Origin of the sequence: Xanthobacter flavus (genome assembly GCF_017875275.1) — a bacterium.
GTDB lineage: Bacteria > Pseudomonadota > Alphaproteobacteria > Rhizobiales > Xanthobacteraceae > Xanthobacter > Xanthobacter flavus_A.
In genome coordinates, this window is record NZ_JAGGML010000001.1 from 5136827 (window position 1) to 5151287 (window position 14461).

Below are 14461 nucleotides of genomic sequence, written 5' to 3' on the forward strand. Positions count from 1 at the left end.
GAAAGGCTCGGACGATTTCCCCGATCCCCGCGAAGGGGCGGCTTCAGCGCACGGCCTCGGCCAGATCGGCAAAGATGCGGAACACCAGCGCCTTGCGATCGAGATTGAAGACATCCGCCTCGGCCGCGCTGCGCCGCACCTTCTCCCACACCTCGCCGAGGCGGACAAGGCGATGGCGGGGCACGTCCGCGTCAGTGGCCTGCGCGGCCACATAGTCGCTCACCGCCTCGACGAAGAGATCGAGCCCGTCCGCCCGGTCGCCCTGGAGCCGCGTGCCCAGCGCGTGAAGGTCTTCCGGGCGCGGGCGGGGCAACTGGCCCAAGGCCTTGAGGGTGGCGAGGCGCACCTCCATCCCCTCCCCCCGCGCCAGCGTCACGGCGCGGCGCACGCTGCCGCCCGAGGCCTGCGCGGCGGCGGGAAGCTCGGCGGCGTTCAGGTCGCCGATCTCGGTGGAAAGATGATCCAGCGCCGCCAGCACGTCGCCTTCCGCGAGCGCCCTAAGCCGCAGCAGGCGCGAGCGCGAGCGGATGGTGGCCAGCACCTTGCCGGGGGCGTGGGTGATGAGCAGGAACAGCGCGCGCGGGGGCGGCTCCTCCAGCGTCTTCAGCAAGGCATTGGCGCCGAAGGCGTTCAGCTCGTCCACGGCATCGACGATGCACACCCGCCAGCCGCCGGCCGCCGCCGTGGCGCCGAAGAAGCTGCGCACCCGCCGCACCATCTCGGCCGGGATGACGGTGGGGATCTTCTCCTCCCCCGCCTCCGGCGCGCGGCGCAGCACCAGCATGTCGGGGTGACTCATGGAGGCCACCTGCCGGAACACCGGATGGCTCGGCGGCAGGCTGAGATCGTGCGCGCCCGGCTCCGGCCCGCCGGCCAGCACCACGCGGGCCAGGCGATAGGCCAGCGTCGCCTTGCCGATACCCTCCGGCCCGCCGATGAGCAGGGCATGAGGCAGGCGCCCGGCGCGGAAGTCGCCCAGCAGGTCAGCCTCCACCGCCGCATGGCCGAACAGGCGGGTCTGCTCGCGCGGATGCGGCGCGCCCGGCAGGACGTCCCCGGCGATCTCGCCGCTCATGCGCCCGCCATGGCGTAGGTGTCGGCGATTTCGCGCGGACCAAGCCCGAGGCGGGTGGCCACCGCGTCGGCGATGGCGGCCGCGACCGCATCGGCGTCGGCCGACGCATCAATGAGCACGCAGCGCCCGGGCTCCGCCTCCGCCCGCGCGAGGAAGGCGGCGCGCACCGCGGCGTGATAATCCCCGCCTTCCTTCTCGAACCGGTCCGCCGCGGCCCCCGCCGCCCGCTTCGCAGCGCGGGCGAGGCCGATCTCCGGCGGCACGTCGAGCATCAGGGTGAGGTCGGGCCGCACGGTGCCGACCGAAAGCGCTTCCAGCGCATCGAGAAGCCCCGGCGCCACGGCGCCGACCGCGCCCTGATAGACGCGGGTGGAATCGATGAAGCGGTCACACACCACGATCTTGCCGGCCGCGAGCGCGGGCGCGATGAGCCCCGCCACATGGTCCGCCCGCGCGGCGGCGAAGAGCATCGCCTCGGCCGTGGGGCCGAACGGTTCGGCCGCGCCGGAGAGGATGACATGGCGCAGGGCCTCCGCACCGGGCGTGCCACCGGGCTCGCGGGTTTCCACCACCTCGCGGCCGAGCGCCCGCAGATGCTGCGCCAGACGCCGCGCCTGCGTGGACTTGCCAGTGCCCTCCCCGCCTTCGAGGGTGATGAACCGCCCGCCGCTCATTTGCCGACCTTCGCGAGGGCCTTCTTCATCAGGTCGCGCACGCTGTCGCCCATCAGCGTCATGCCGCCGTCGAGGGCACGGTCCACGAGCGAGCCCACCGGCACGTCCTCCGCCGTGTAGAGCGGAATGTCCAGGGCCTTCACCTGCCCGCGCGTCACCTGCATGCGCCCCACCTCCGTGCCCTTGGCGACAGGAGCCCGAAGCGGTCCGGTGTAGACCACGCGGGCGGTGACGCGCTCATTTCCCGAGCGCGGGGTGAGGATGGAGACCGGCCCCTTCGCCACGAGCCCGACCGACCCTTGCGAACCGCCGAACACCTGGGCCCGGCCGATCTCCTGATCCGCCGTGAAGATCTGCCGCTGGCGGAAGGACTGGAAGCCCCATTCCAGCAGCTTGCGCGTCTCATCCAGCCGCTCCTTCTCGCTCCGCGCGCCGAGGGTGGCGACGATGAGGCGCTGGCCGTTCTGCACCGCCGAGCCGAGGGCGTGGTAGCCCACATCCTTCACCCAGCCCACCTGAAGGCCATCGGCACCGAGGCCGGCATCCAGCAGCACATTGCGATTGCGCTGCTTGATGCGGCTCCATTCGATGTTGGGGCGGGCGAACACGGGGTAATAGGTGGGATAGGTGCGGATGATGTGGGCGGCGAGCAGTCCGAGGTCGCGCGCCGTGGAATATTGGCCAGAATCGGCGAAGCCGGTGGCGTTGTGGAACTCGGAATTGGCCATGCCGATGGCCTTGGCCTCGGCATTCATCATCTGGGAAAACTCGCTCTCGGTGTTGGCGACGCCCTCGGCCAGCGCGATGGCCGCATCATTGCCCGACACCACCAGCGCGCCCGCCAGCAGCTCGCCCACCGGGGCCGGCTTGTTCACCTCGGCGAACATGGCCGCACCGCCCGAGGGGCCGCCGCCGCGCTTCCAGGCGTTCACGCTCACCATGAACGGCGTGTCGAGGGCGATCTTGCCGGCCTTGAGCTGGGCGAAGACCACATCCGCGGTCATCACCTTGGTGAGCGTGCCGGGGGCGAAGCGCTTGTCCGCATCCTTCTCGTACAGGATCGTGCCGGTCTCGAAATCGATCAGCGCGGCGGCGGGAACCGAGGTCTGGAAGCCCTGCGCCTGCTGGGCGGACGCCGGCAGGGGCGCACACGCGATGGCGATCAGCGCCAGCGCGACGGCGGGACGGGTGAGCGCGGCGAAAAGGCGGGAGGCGAAGCGGGAGGGCACGGACATCAGGCTCCACCGGATACGGCACGCGGGGTGCCGTGCGCTGGCCATGGGTGCGGCTGGAGCTGGCGGTTCCCCTTCGGCCGGATCATCGCGAAGCGCCGGCTTCGGGTAAAGCCCTGTGGGAACCGGGACGGGTGGATATCTTCAGCCCAGGCGTTTTACGCCTCAGCGCTTCAGCGTTCTCCCGGCACCCCGGCGAAGCCGAGGCCGGAGACGGGCGCGGAGCCCTGCGACCAGCCGGCGCTGGCCACCACCTGCCCGGAGCTTCCCGCCTGGCCGAGATCGTAGGGCCGCGACGGCGGCACCGGCGCCTCGCCCGTCGGAACCGCGGCAGCGGCGACGCTGCGGATGGAGGGGCCTTCCGGCACGAAGGGCTTGGCCGAGGCCACGCGCACCGGCGAGCCCTCGATCAGGTCGGCCGGGGTGCCATCGGTGCGCAGGGTGGAGGCGAGCTTGATGTCGTCGTCGTCGTCCAGCGGCGCGCGGCCGAGATACTGCACACGCACCCGCGCGACGCCGTTCTTGGCGAAGCCGAGCAGTTCGGCCGTCTTGTAGGACACGTCGATGAGGCGGTCGCCCACATAGGGCCCGCGATTGTTGACGCGCACCACGATGGAGCGGTCGTTGGACAGGTTCGTCACCCGCACGTAGGACGGCATGGGCAGCGTCTTGTGGGCGGCGGAGATGGACGCCATGTCGAAGATCTCGCCATTGGCGGTCTTCCGGCCGTGGAAATCCTTGCCGTACCAGGACGCCTGCCCTTCGGCCACGTAATTGGGGTTTTCCGCCGGGAAATAGGTGCGCCCGCCGATGGTGTAGGGCTTGCCCACCTTGTAGCCGCCACCGCCGCGCGGCACGGGATCACCCTCCGCGACCACGCGCGGGCTGGTGGACACGCCCCAGATGGGATCGATCTTGCTGCCGAGGGATTCGACCGAGCCGCAGCCCGCGACCGCGACGAGGGAGGAGAGCACCGCCAAGGTCCGCAGCCTGCGGATGGATGGCGCCGCCCCCGCGCCTGCGACGGCGCGCACGAGGTGACTGATCCTGTTCCGCTGCGTCCCCGCCGATCCCGTCATCATCCGTGCCCGGTTCCCCGCTTTTGCTGCCGCCGGCAGAGACAGAACGCATCGCGCCGCGATCAGCAAGGACCCCGGCAGATTGCGCCAACAGGGGGTCCAATGACGGCGAAAATGGGGCGCCGCCGCGGCCATGGTTAACGATCGGCAATAATGACACCCATTCGGATACCGCGCCCGGCATCCTCCGGAGCCCTTGGACCGCTCTCGCCCGCCTATCCCCGCCTCCCGCGCCCGCACCTCTCGACGCGCCCGCGCACCTGCTCTAGATGGAACCGTCAAGCGTCCCGCCCCGCACGCGGGACCTGGAAGGGTGGCCGAGTGGTTTAAGGCAGCGGTCTTGAAAACCGCCGTGGGGGCAACCCCACCGTGGGTTCGAATCCCACCCCTTCCGCCATTTGAGTCCCTGAGTGGGCACTGCGTTTACGCCATTCCCCGATACCAGCGTCTGAAGCAGCCGGGATTTTGATCCCATGATCCGAACCTCGCCCTCGGCAACCTCGACGCGCTGGGCGAGCGCGCGGAGGTGGTCGCGGCGATAGCCGCCGCCTTCTAGTCGGATGCGCTGACGCGCGGCCTTCGCGAATTTGCTCAGCATCTCCGGCGTAACGGCCTTGCTCCCGGCGTTCTGGAGCATGGCCTGGGCGCGTTCGGCGTCAGCCTTGGCCTGATCGCGGATAGCTTTGAGGCCGACGATGCGGTCCTTCAGCGCCGGGTCGTCCAGATCGGCGACGCCGGCCTCTATGGCGTCATAAAGCCGCCTGAGGCGGGCTTCAGACTCGGCTGCACGCCTGTTCAACTCGGCGATATGCTCGCGCTGGCGCTCGGATCGCTCCTGCCGCCGGTCGAGCACTGTGGCGAGAATCGTTTCCAATCGTTCGGGCTGTAGCAGGCGTAGTAACGGTAGCGTCCGCCCTTGCCGGTGCGGATGGTCATGGCGCCGCCGCACTTGGCGCAATGGATAAGCCCGGTCAGCATGGTCGGGCCGCTGGTCACGGCGGATGGCGTCACCCTGGGATGTCGCGCCTTGAGGAGCGTCTGCACGGTGTCGAAGGTCTCGCGGCTGATGATCGGCGGCACGGGCACGACAACGATCTCGCTGACCGGCTTCAGCTCCTTGGTCTTGGACCGCTTATTGAACTCATGTTCGCCCATATAGGTGCGCCGGGTCAGGATGCGGTGAACCTGTCCGATGCCCCAACGCCCGCCGTCGCGCGTGAAGATGCGGCGTTTGTTCAGATAGGACACGATGTTCTTGACGCCCATCTGGCCGGTGGTGCCGTCGCCTTCAAGGGCGAGCCGATAGATCAGCCGCACGGTCTCGGCGTGGAGCGGGTCGATCTCCAGCTTCTTCTTGGTCTTCGCCCCGCGCTGCTCGGCCGCGACGATGCGATAGCCGATCGGCGGCAGGGCGCCATTCCAGAAGCCTTGCCGGGCATTCTCCTTCAAGGCCCGCATCACATGCTTGGCGTTCTCCTTCGACTGATACTCGTCGAACAGCGCCATGATCTGCCGCATCATGACGTGCATGGGGTCATCCCCCATTTCCTGCGTGATCGAGACGAGCTTGACGCCGTTCTTCGCCAGCTTGCGGACGTAGAATTCCAGCTCGAAGTGATCACGGAAGAAGCGGCTGAACGAGTGGACGATCACCACGTCGAAGGGCGCGGGCTTGGACGTGCCCGCTTCGATCATCCGCTGGAACTCGGGGCGGCGATCATTGGTGGCCGATGCGCCCGGCTCCACATAGGTCTCAAACAGCTGGTAGCCTCGCGCGGCGCACCAGGCTTCCCCCTGGCGTCTCTGGTCGGGGATGGAGACATCGTGCTCGGCCTGGCGCACCGTCGAGACGCGCAGATAGAGGGCGGCGCGCAAAGGTGCGGTCATGACTGGTATCTCCCGAGAGGATCAGGTGTCCGGGCCGGGCAGATCATCGTACAGGTCGCCGAACCAGCGCTCGAAAACGTTGATCTCGGCCTCTGTGACCGGCACAGCTTCGGGCCAGTCATCGCTGACGATCCAGGTTGCGGGATCGTGCTTCGGCAGTCGGCCCGCAAACGGCCACGGATAACCCAGCAGGGCCTCAAGCTCGGCGGATGCGCCGGAAGGGGGAGGTCGTCTCGCTCTCGCCATGACGCCAGCTTCGCCCGGGACCGCGCTCGGACGAAGGGCCGATATCCACGCCACAGCCCACCGTTTCGCCCCGCGTCGCGTGACGCTCGAACAGCGGGGGCGACGCGCATCATGGCCCACTCCCTTTCCGGCCTGCCCGTGGCGACGCGGCCAGCCCGAGGAAGACGATCAACGCCTGATTGAGCCGGACCATGTCCTCGTCGTCGAGGCGACCGACCTTCTGCCCGAACTTCGCCTTCCGAACGGTCGTGATCTTGTCGACCATCAGGCGGCAGACCGCGCGCAGGCCATTTCTCTCGTTCGGCTGGACTACCAGCCGGAATAGCGGGGCCTCCGTCTCATCGGTTGTGAAGGCGCAGATGGTGAGGGACTCCGTTCCATCGAAACTGTCGTCCTGCACGATGACCACCGGGCGCGGCTTTCCGGCGTAGTCCTGCCCTCCGGCAACGGTCCACACTTCGCCGCGCCTCATTCGTCGCTCCAGTCGGACGCGGCATCGATGAAGGCCTGGTCATCGCCGGCCTGCGCGCTCGACGCGACGGCCAGCGACTGGCGCCGCGCTTCCGCCCGGAAGGCGGGTGCCCGCACATCCGGCACCCAGATCTGGATCGGCCGAAGCCCCTGGGCGCGCAGTCGCGCGCGATGCTCGCCGACCTTCACGCGCGAAGGCTTGGGCCTAGATGCGGATGACATGGCAGCCTCCTCATGAGTTACATGTAACTAGCACATGGAGACCCGTCTGCCCAGTCCATTCGGATGGAAAGCGGTTCCTGCGGGGCTCCTGAAGGCTGAGAGCCATGGCGCACATTCGGCGGAACGCACCTTTTGGACATCTCATTGAATTTGCAACGAAAAATGATTTTTACTTGCCTCAGACTACGTTGGGAAATCTCCGCGCACATTGCCCATGCGAACCCTAACCCATTGAAACGCCAACAACCGACCCAACGCGCAATGTGTGGGCTTTTATCCTGCACTCAAGCCCCTACGCCGGTACCCTACGAAATCGCCGCCGACCGCCCTAAGGGAAATCCGCCTTACGGCCCCACTGGCGCGGGGGTGGATCGTCGCGATACCTTCAACACATGCACGGATGACATGCCGGCTGTTGAAGGGACTTCATGCGGACCTGGATGCGTTGCGGGTGCAGAATGTGCGCTCTTCCACCGCACCGCGCGCAGCGATGTGGCGGCGGAAAATGTGCGGCCGACGCGCCGAGTCGGTGCATGAGAAACGCTATGCAACAGGAGATCGGGGCGACACGGAATTGACCAACGAGGCGTTCGCCCGGATCAAGATCGACCAGCTCCTCAAGGATGCCGCATGGCGCCTGACGGATGGTCGCAGCGTCAGATATGAATACCCGCTCGATGACGGCGGCCGGGCGGACTATGTGCTGTTCGATCGCCTCGGCCGTGCGGTTGCCGTGCTGGAGGCGAAGAGCACGAGTGTCAGCCTGACGGCGGGCGAGGCGCAGGGGCGGCGCTATGCCGATCTGCTCGGCGTGCCCTTTATCTTTCTCTCGAACGGCGAAGAAATCTGGTTCTGCGACAAGGGGCAGGATGCGCACTTCCGCCGGGTGGAGACCCTTTTCAGTCAGGATGATCTCGTGCGCCGAAAGGCAGCGCGCGACATCCGTCGCAATCCGCTCGACATCCCGATCGACAGCCGCATCGCTGGCGGCGGCGGGCGCCACCATCAAAGCGCCTGCATCGAAACCCTCTGCCGAGGGATCGTCAGCGGCCGGCGGAAAATGCTGGTTGAGATGGCGACCGGCACCGGAAAGACGCGCATGGCGGCCGCGTTGATCAAGCGCCTGTTCGATGCCAATTGGTCAACGCGCGCGCTGTTCGTCGTTGATCGCAACACCCTCGCCATCCAGGCGGAGGACGCTTTTGCCGAGCATCTGCCGCATCTTCCGTGCTACCGCGTGCCGCGCACCGGGCGCCGCTTTCAGGATGAAAAGCGGGTGACGATTGTCACGCTCCAGACGCTCGTGAATGAGTATGAGAAATATTCGGCCGGCTATTTCGATCTCATCCTCATCGATGAATGCCACCGCAGCATCTACGGCCAGTGGCGGCGCGCGCTGGACCATTTCGACGGCATCAAGATCGGCCTCACCGCCACGCCCTGCGTCATGCGGGACGCGCCGGATGTGGACGAGGAGGACCGCACCGCGATCCGCGACACGTTGCGCTTCTTCGAGGTGGACCGCCCGACCTACAGCTACAGCATGGCCGAGGCGATCGCGGACGGCCATCTCGTTCCCTATGAAATCTACCGGGCAATGACCGCTCGCACGGCGGCCACCGACGGGTTCACTGTTGCGCGCACCGACATTGATTGGGGCGCACTGGATGCGGAAACCCGCGCCGAACTGGAAGCGCTGTTTGCGGATCATGATCCGCTCACCGTCGATCCCACCGCGCTTGAGCGGAAGTTCACCATCCCCGAGCGCAACCGTGCCATGGTGCGTGAGTTTCGCGAGGTACTGGAGAACGGCTATACCGCGCCGAGCGGGATTCGCCGTGCGCCGGAATGGGGCAAGACCATCGTGTTCGCGGTCACCAAACGCCATGCGGAGACGCTGGCGCGCATGTTTGATGATGTCTTCGCCGACAAGAAGCCGAGCCCCACCACGCGCTATGCCGACTTCGTCGTGTCAGGCATGGGGCCGGACGACAGCGTGGACGGCAACGCCAAGATCAAGCGGTTCAAGAATGAGCCGTTCCCGCAGATCCTGGTCAGCGTGAACATGCTGGACACCGGGTTCGATTGCCCGGAGGTGCGCAATCTGGTGATGGCGCGCTTCACCCATTCGTCGATCCTCTACCAGCAGATGCGCGGCCGGGGCACGCGGCAGGCGCCGGGGAAGGATCGCTTCACTTTGTGGGATTTCACCGGCGTCACCCTGCGCCATGGTGATGACGAGGCGCCGGGCGAAGGCGGGGCGGTTGTGGTGCGCCCTGCGGAACGGCCGCAGGGCCAGCCGCGCCGTATGCTGACGCTGGATGTGCATGATGAGATCGACCCCGCCACCCGCGAATGGGTGACGGTGGATGAAACCGGGCGCGCTTTCATGGACCCGGAGGAAGCCCGCGCCGAAGCCTTGGGAGCGGCGTTCGAGACCTGGCTGGACGGCCAGTCGTTCGACACCGACCAGTTGCGGCTGCTGCATCTCATCAAGGAGCAGATCAAGGCCAATGCGGCCGAACTCACCAGCTTCGAAAGCTGGCGCTTTGACCAGCCGCCCCTTGCCATGAATAGCGGGTTCGCCCGCGGCTGTGCGGTGTTCGGCGGCGAGAGCGAACTGGAGCAGGTGCTCGCCAGCCTGAACAGGAGTGTGTTCGGCATCGCCAGCACGGGCAGCACGCCCGATCCGGAAAACCCAGACCAACCCGCCAATTGAAGGCCGAGTATGCCCTTTACGCCCGATATGCGCCGCAAGGTCGATCAGATCCGCGACTATCTTTATGGTGGCGGCTATCCCGACCCGCTGTCCAACGCCGAGCAGCTCAGCTTCCTGTTCTTCTTCTACATGATCGAGGGCATCGACGCCGCCAATGTGCGCCAGTCCAAGGCCACGGGGCGCGGCCACACCTCGCTGTTCTCTGGCGACTGGACCCTGCGCAACCCGCTGAACGCCCCGGCCAAGGGGGTGGAGACCATTCCGCGCGAACGCATGCGCTGGTCGAGCTGGGCCAATGCCATGTCGGGGGAACCACTCGTCACTTTCGTCCGCGACGAGGTGTTTCCCTTCTTCGCCGCCATTGGCGATGAGTTCGGCCTCAGCTTCATGGCGCAGGCGCGTCTGGCCATCGACGAGCCCACCGTCCTCACCCAGATCGTGACGCTGGTGAACGAGCTGCGTCTGGAGACTGCGGACCCCGACACCAAGGGCGACCTGTTCGAGCATGTGCTGCGCCAGATCAAGCAGGCGGGCGAGCTGGGCCAGTTCCGCACCCCGCGCCACATCATCCGCGCCATCGTCGATCTGGTGGACCCGAAGATCGGCGAGACGGTCTATGATCCCGCCGCCGGCACCGCCGGCTTTCTGGTGGCGGCCTACGAGCATATCCGCCTCGCCAACTCCTCAACCAATGCAAGGGCGGTAGCGCAGTTCGACGGCAAGAGTTTCGAGCGCGGGCTCGGTGATCGGCTGAACGACGCGCAGTGGCGCAAGCTCAAGGCCGAAACCTTCTACGGCAATGACGTCGACCCGAAGATGGTTAGCCTCGCCAGCATGAATCTGGCGCTGCGCGGCCTGCCGGACGTGCGCATCTTGAAACGCAACGTGCTCACCTCCTCCTTCGACCGGCAGGCGAAGATGGAGCGCAATTTGCCGCTCGACGGCTATGACGTGGTCCTCGCCAACCCGCCCTTCTCCGGCCGGATCGACCGTGACCGCATTGTCGATGACGTGCGGATCGGCAGCAGCACCGCCACCGAACTGCTGTTCGTGAAATACATGATCGACAATCTGAAGCCGGGCGGGCGCTGCGGCGTCATCGTGCCGGAGGGTGTTCTGTTCGGCTCCACCGGTGCGCATAAGGAATTGCCCAGGTGGTCAGGGCTGGTTGGTACAAGGTCGTGCACGTGAAGAGCATCGGCAGCCAGCACGCGCGAACGTTGGTGGCGGCGCGCAAGCACCTGATCCGCTCCATTGCCGCGTCGGAGCAGACACTTCGCGGATTGCTCCGTCCCTTCGGCTTGAAGGTCGGCATCGTGTCGCGGGCCGGATTTGCCTCTCGTGTCCGAGATCTGGTTGGCAACAACGCCATCCTGGCTGAGGTGATGGCTCCCCTATTGGCAGCCCGGGACGCACTGATGCAGGAGTACCAGCGCCTTCATCGCCTGGTCGTCCAGGCTGTCCGGAATGATCCGGTCTGCCGCCTGTTGACGACCATGCCCGGAATCGGGCCGGTTTCCGCTCTGACGTTCAGAGCAACGATCGATGCGCCCGAGCGTTTCGCCCGCTCCCGGTCCGTCGGGGCTTATCTCGGGCTCACACCTCGGCGGTATCAATCGGGCGAGATCGATCGGACCGGACGGATCACCAAAGTGGGCGACGGGGAGACGCGAACTGCGCTGTTCGAGGCCGCCAACGTCATCCTGCGACCGAGCACACGCTGGTCACCGATGAAGGCCTGGGCGGTGCGCATTGCTCAGCGTCAGGGAAGTAAGCGGGCGAAGGTCGCTCTGGCTCGCAAGATGGCGGTCGTTCTTCACAGCATGTGGCGGAACGGCACGGAATTCCGATGGACTGCGGCCGCGGCGTGATCGACCCGGCTGTGGTTCCCTGAACGCCCGTCGCGGGGCGCGGGATGATTGAGTTCGCATGATCTGTCGTCGCAGCCGCTGACGCGGCCGAGCACGCCGAAGAGCTTGAACCGGTCATTCCATCGAACACCATCATGTGGCGATCCTCGACCACGGACAGAAGCAAAGAACCCGCGACGTGCCATCATCGGGGTTGACGACACCGGACCGAATACAGAAGCAGATCATCGGCATCCTGAAGGAGCACGAGGCCGGGGTGCCGGTCTCGGACCTGTGTCGCAAGCACGGGGTCAGTGACGCCAGCATCTACAAGTGGAAGGCGCGTTTCGGCGGGATGGACGTATCGGAGGCCAAACGGCTGCGGGCGCTCGAGGATGAGAACGCCAAGCTCAAGCGCATGCTCGCCGACGCCATGCTGGACAACGTCGCGCTGAAGGATCTCCTGGGAAAGAAGTGGTGACGTCCGCTGCCGAGCGCAGGGCTGTCGCCCACCTCATGGAAGCCCATGGGATGAGCGAACGGCGGGCGTGTAAAGCCACCGGCTTCTGCCGCATGACCATGAGATACAGAGCCACGCGCGGGAATGACGCCTCGCTGCGTGAGCGCATGAAGGCCATCGCCCGGGAGCGACGGCGGTTCGGCTATCGCCGTCTCCACGTCCTGCTCAGGCGGGAGGGCTTCCGGGTCAACCACAAGCGGCTGTTCCGGCTCTACCGTGAGGAACGGCTGATGGTCCGCCGGCGGGGTGGCCGCAAGCGGGCCATCGGAACGCGGGCACCGATGATGATCCCGATGCGACCGAACGAGCGCTGGTCACTCGACTTCGTCGCCGACCAGATGACCGATGGCCGCCGCTTCCGGATGCTGGCCATCGTGGACGACTGCACTCGCGAGTGCCTGGCGCTGGTGGCGGACACGTCGCTGTCCGGGGTCAGGGTCGCTCGCGAACTCGACAGGCTTCTGGCAGAGCGCGGCCGGCCCAAGATGATCGTCAGCGACAATGGCAGCGAGTTCACCTCCAATGCCATTCTGGCCTGGACCGACGCGGCTCGGGTCGAATGGCACTACATCGCGCCCGGCAAGCCGATGCAGAATGGCTTCATCGAGAGCTTCAACGGCCGCCTGCGGGACGAGCTGTTGAACGAGACGCTGTTCTCCAGCCTGTCCCAGGCCAGGGCCGCCCTCGCCCGATGGCAGGTCGATTACAACACCGACCGGCCGCACTCGAAGCTCGGATGGCAGACGCCAAGCGCCTTCGCCTCGACGTTCCACCCGCGGCGGGATCAGACGCTCCGCAACATGAACGGCTCCGCATCTGCCCCCGCCGCCCAGCACGCCCGACAGGGCAAATCCAACCGCCAGAACGAACTCACCGCTGGATAGAAGTTGGGGGCAACGTCACTCAGTCGGCCTGGATTTCCAGTGCGATTGTTGCGGCGAACTCGGCCGGGGATCGATTGCCGAGAGCAGAATGAGGGCGGTTCAGGTTGTAGTCCTCCTTCCATGAGGCGATGGCGGTGACGTGCTCCAACGCTGACGGGGCGTAAAGTCCAAAAGCGGGCTTTAGAGGGCTATAGCGTAGACGTAGTTCTCATCTGGCTCTGACGCGGCCCGCCATTTCTTTCCCATCCGCGCAAGAGCTAAAGCTTGCGAACGTAGATGAGGATGAAAGCAATCAGCCCTATGGCAAGCAGAGCCATAAGGGCGGTCTGGCCTCCATTGGTCCAAAACGGGATCTGATCGAAGCGATGGACGATCAACGGCTCAGCCTCGATTGACCTACGGCGAAACGTTATCTCACATCACCGCAGGCGTCAGGCCTTTTTACAGCTGGAGGGAACGGATCGCGCCCCCTCACCCCAGCGCCCCATCCGGCGCCTCGATCGTCAGCAGGTTCGACAGGTCCGCCCCGCTCTCCGGCGCGGCCATGGGGCAGGTGGTGCCGGGCAGGACGGCCACGTCGAACAGTTCGCGGATGGCGCCTTCGAGGCGGATCCATTCCACCACGTCGCCGGTGGCGAGCTTGATGATCTGGACGCCGCACCAGGGCGTGCCGCCGCGTCGGGCGATCTCCTCTTCCAGCGGCAGGCCGGAGAAGGAGAGGTTGCGCGGCAGGGAAAGCGTGACCACCGCGTGGCCGGCGTGGATGGAGAGGCCGCGCAGGAAGCCCGGGCAGAAGGCCACATCCTGCTTCGCGCCGGTGACGGGATCGACCCGCACCAGATAGCCCCGCGCGGAATCGAGCAGCCAGATCCAGCCGTCATGGACACGCGGCGAATGGGGCATGGAGAAGCCGCCGGCGATCACAGCGTGGTCGTCCACCCGGATGAGCAGCCCGCCGCCGACCCGGTGCTCGCGCCAGCCGTCCACCACATCGGTGGCGGAGACGGCGGTGACATAACGCACGCGCCCGTTCTCCACCGCGAGGCCGTTGAGATGGCAGCGATCCTCGGCGGCGAGGCGGGAGATGAATTTCGGCTTCCACACCGGCTTGAAGGAGTGGGTGGCGCTCACCGTCGCGAGGCAGCTGAACTTGGTGTTCACGAACACGATGCGGCCGCTCGCCTCAACCGCGATCTCGTGGGCGTCCACGTCGCCGGTGACGAAGGCGGTGCGCGGCACGTAGAGGCGGTCGAAATTCTGGTTCGCCCGCTCGTCCGGGCCGAGCACGTTGGCGAAGCGCCAGATCTGGTTCAGCGAGGCGAGATAAAGCTCGTCGCCGCGCGGGGCGAGCCCCATGGCGCGCACGAAATTGCGCTGGTGGAAGGAGAGGTTGTCGTTGCCGAACTGGCCGACGAGGAAGAGCTGCCCGCTCTGGTAGGACGAGAAGGCGAGGCCCACCCGATGCTGCGCCAGCCACGTGGCGAAGCTGCGCGAGCAGGTGATCTGGGTCTGGTCCTCCGCCAGCGACGGCGGGGCTGCCGCCCCCCGTGTCACGTCTGCCGCGTGCGCCTCCCCCATGCTCACCACCCGCTCCGGATATGG

At 66.6% G+C, this 14461-nt stretch carries 12 protein-coding genes, 1 tRNA gene and 2 pseudogenes; 5 read left to right on the forward strand and 10 right to left on the reverse strand.

Features of this window, described 5'->3' with window-relative positions; translation table 11 throughout:
• Positions 1-43: 43 nt before the first annotated feature.
• The 4 genes from J2126_RS24085 to J2126_RS24100 form a co-directional block, all read right to left on the reverse strand.
• A complete protein-coding gene (locus J2126_RS24085; RefSeq protein WP_209489368.1) occupies positions 44-1075 on the reverse strand; it encodes a DNA polymerase III subunit delta' in 1032 nt (343 codons plus the stop codon).
• Entirely contained in the window at positions 1072-1749 is a 678-nt protein-coding gene (gene tmk, locus J2126_RS24090; RefSeq protein WP_209489370.1) for a dTMP kinase, read from the reverse strand. Before tmk ends, J2126_RS24085 begins: the two co-directional genes overlap by 4 nt.
• Positions 1746-2984 (reverse strand): D-alanyl-D-alanine carboxypeptidase family protein, encoded by a 1239-nt coding sequence (locus J2126_RS24095; protein WP_209489372.1) that lies wholly within the window; start codon positions 2982-2984, stop codon positions 1746-1748. The genes tmk and J2126_RS24095 overlap by 4 nt, the downstream gene beginning before the upstream one ends.
• Before the next feature lie 170 nt (positions 2985-3154).
• A complete protein-coding gene (locus J2126_RS24100) occupies positions 3155-4015 on the reverse strand; it encodes a septal ring lytic transglycosylase RlpA family protein (RefSeq protein WP_348634376.1) in 861 nt (286 codons plus the stop codon).
• 352 nt (positions 4016-4367) lie between these two features.
• Here J2126_RS24100 and J2126_RS24105 point away from each other — a divergent pair.
• A tRNA-Ser gene (locus J2126_RS24105) sits at positions 4368-4457 on the forward strand.
• Here the strand turns inward: J2126_RS24105 and J2126_RS24110 are convergent.
• The 4 genes and pseudogenes from J2126_RS24110 to J2126_RS24125 all read right to left on the reverse strand — a co-directional run.
• A pseudogene (locus J2126_RS24110) lies at positions 4428-5947 on the reverse strand (recombinase family protein); the annotation flags it as partial. The gene J2126_RS24105 and the pseudogene J2126_RS24110 overlap by 30 nt on opposite strands.
• 21 nt (positions 5948-5968) lie before the next feature.
• Positions 5969-6193 carry a hypothetical protein gene (locus J2126_RS24115; protein ID WP_209489376.1) on the reverse strand — a complete coding sequence of 75 codons (225 nt, stop codon included), beginning with the start codon at positions 6191-6193 and terminating at the stop codon, positions 5969-5971.
• Between the two features lie 109 nt (positions 6194-6302).
• Positions 6303-6665 carry a type II toxin-antitoxin system PemK/MazF family toxin gene (locus J2126_RS24120; protein ID WP_209489379.1) on the reverse strand — a complete coding sequence of 121 codons (363 nt, stop codon included), beginning with the start codon at positions 6663-6665 and terminating at the stop codon, positions 6303-6305.
• Positions 6662-6886, reverse strand: coding sequence for an antitoxin MazE family protein (locus tag J2126_RS24125; protein ID WP_209489381.1), 225 nt, complete (start codon positions 6884-6886; stop codon positions 6662-6664). Before J2126_RS24125 ends, J2126_RS24120 begins: the two co-directional genes overlap by 4 nt.
• A 415-nt stretch (positions 6887-7301) precedes the next feature.
• On the opposite strand from J2126_RS24125, the gene J2126_RS24130 reads away from it, so the two are divergent.
• The 4 genes and pseudogenes from J2126_RS24130 to J2126_RS24145 all read left to right on the forward strand — a co-directional run bounded on the left by J2126_RS24130 (position 7302) and on the right by J2126_RS24145 (position 12859).
• Positions 7302-9605: a DEAD/DEAH box helicase family protein gene (locus J2126_RS24130; protein ID WP_209489383.1), complete on the forward strand. Its 2304-nt coding sequence runs from the start codon at positions 7302-7304 to the stop codon at positions 9603-9605.
• Between the two features lie 27 nt (positions 9606-9632).
• The gene (locus J2126_RS24135; protein ID WP_432445356.1) at positions 9633-10796 is read left to right on the forward strand and encodes an HsdM family class I SAM-dependent methyltransferase; all 1164 of its coding nucleotides are present in this window, start codon (positions 9633-9635) and stop codon (positions 10794-10796) included.
• Positions 10748-11476, forward strand: a pseudogene (locus tag J2126_RS24140) (IS110 family transposase); the annotation flags it as partial. The gene J2126_RS24135 and the pseudogene J2126_RS24140, both read left to right, overlap by 49 nt.
• 193 nt (positions 11477-11669) lie before the next feature.
• A protein-coding gene (locus J2126_RS24145; protein ID WP_209490551.1) for an IS3 family transposase occupies positions 11670-12859 on the forward strand; the annotation gives its coding sequence in 2 pieces (ribosomal slippage) (positions 11670-11919 and positions 11919-12859; 1191 coding nt in all).
• A 19-nt stretch (positions 12860-12878) separates the two neighbouring features.
• Here J2126_RS24145 and J2126_RS25955 read toward each other — a convergent pair.
• Both J2126_RS25955 and J2126_RS24155 read right to left on the reverse strand, forming a co-directional pair.
• Complete coding sequence (locus tag J2126_RS25955) at positions 12879-13007, reverse strand: integrase core domain-containing protein (RefSeq protein WP_209489387.1); 129 nt, start codon at positions 13005-13007, stop codon at positions 12879-12881.
• 323 nt (positions 13008-13330) lie between these two features.
• Entirely contained in the window at positions 13331-14437 is a 1107-nt protein-coding gene (locus J2126_RS24155; protein WP_209490553.1) for a TIGR03032 family protein, read from the reverse strand.
• Between the last annotated feature and the right edge of the window lie 24 nt (positions 14438-14461).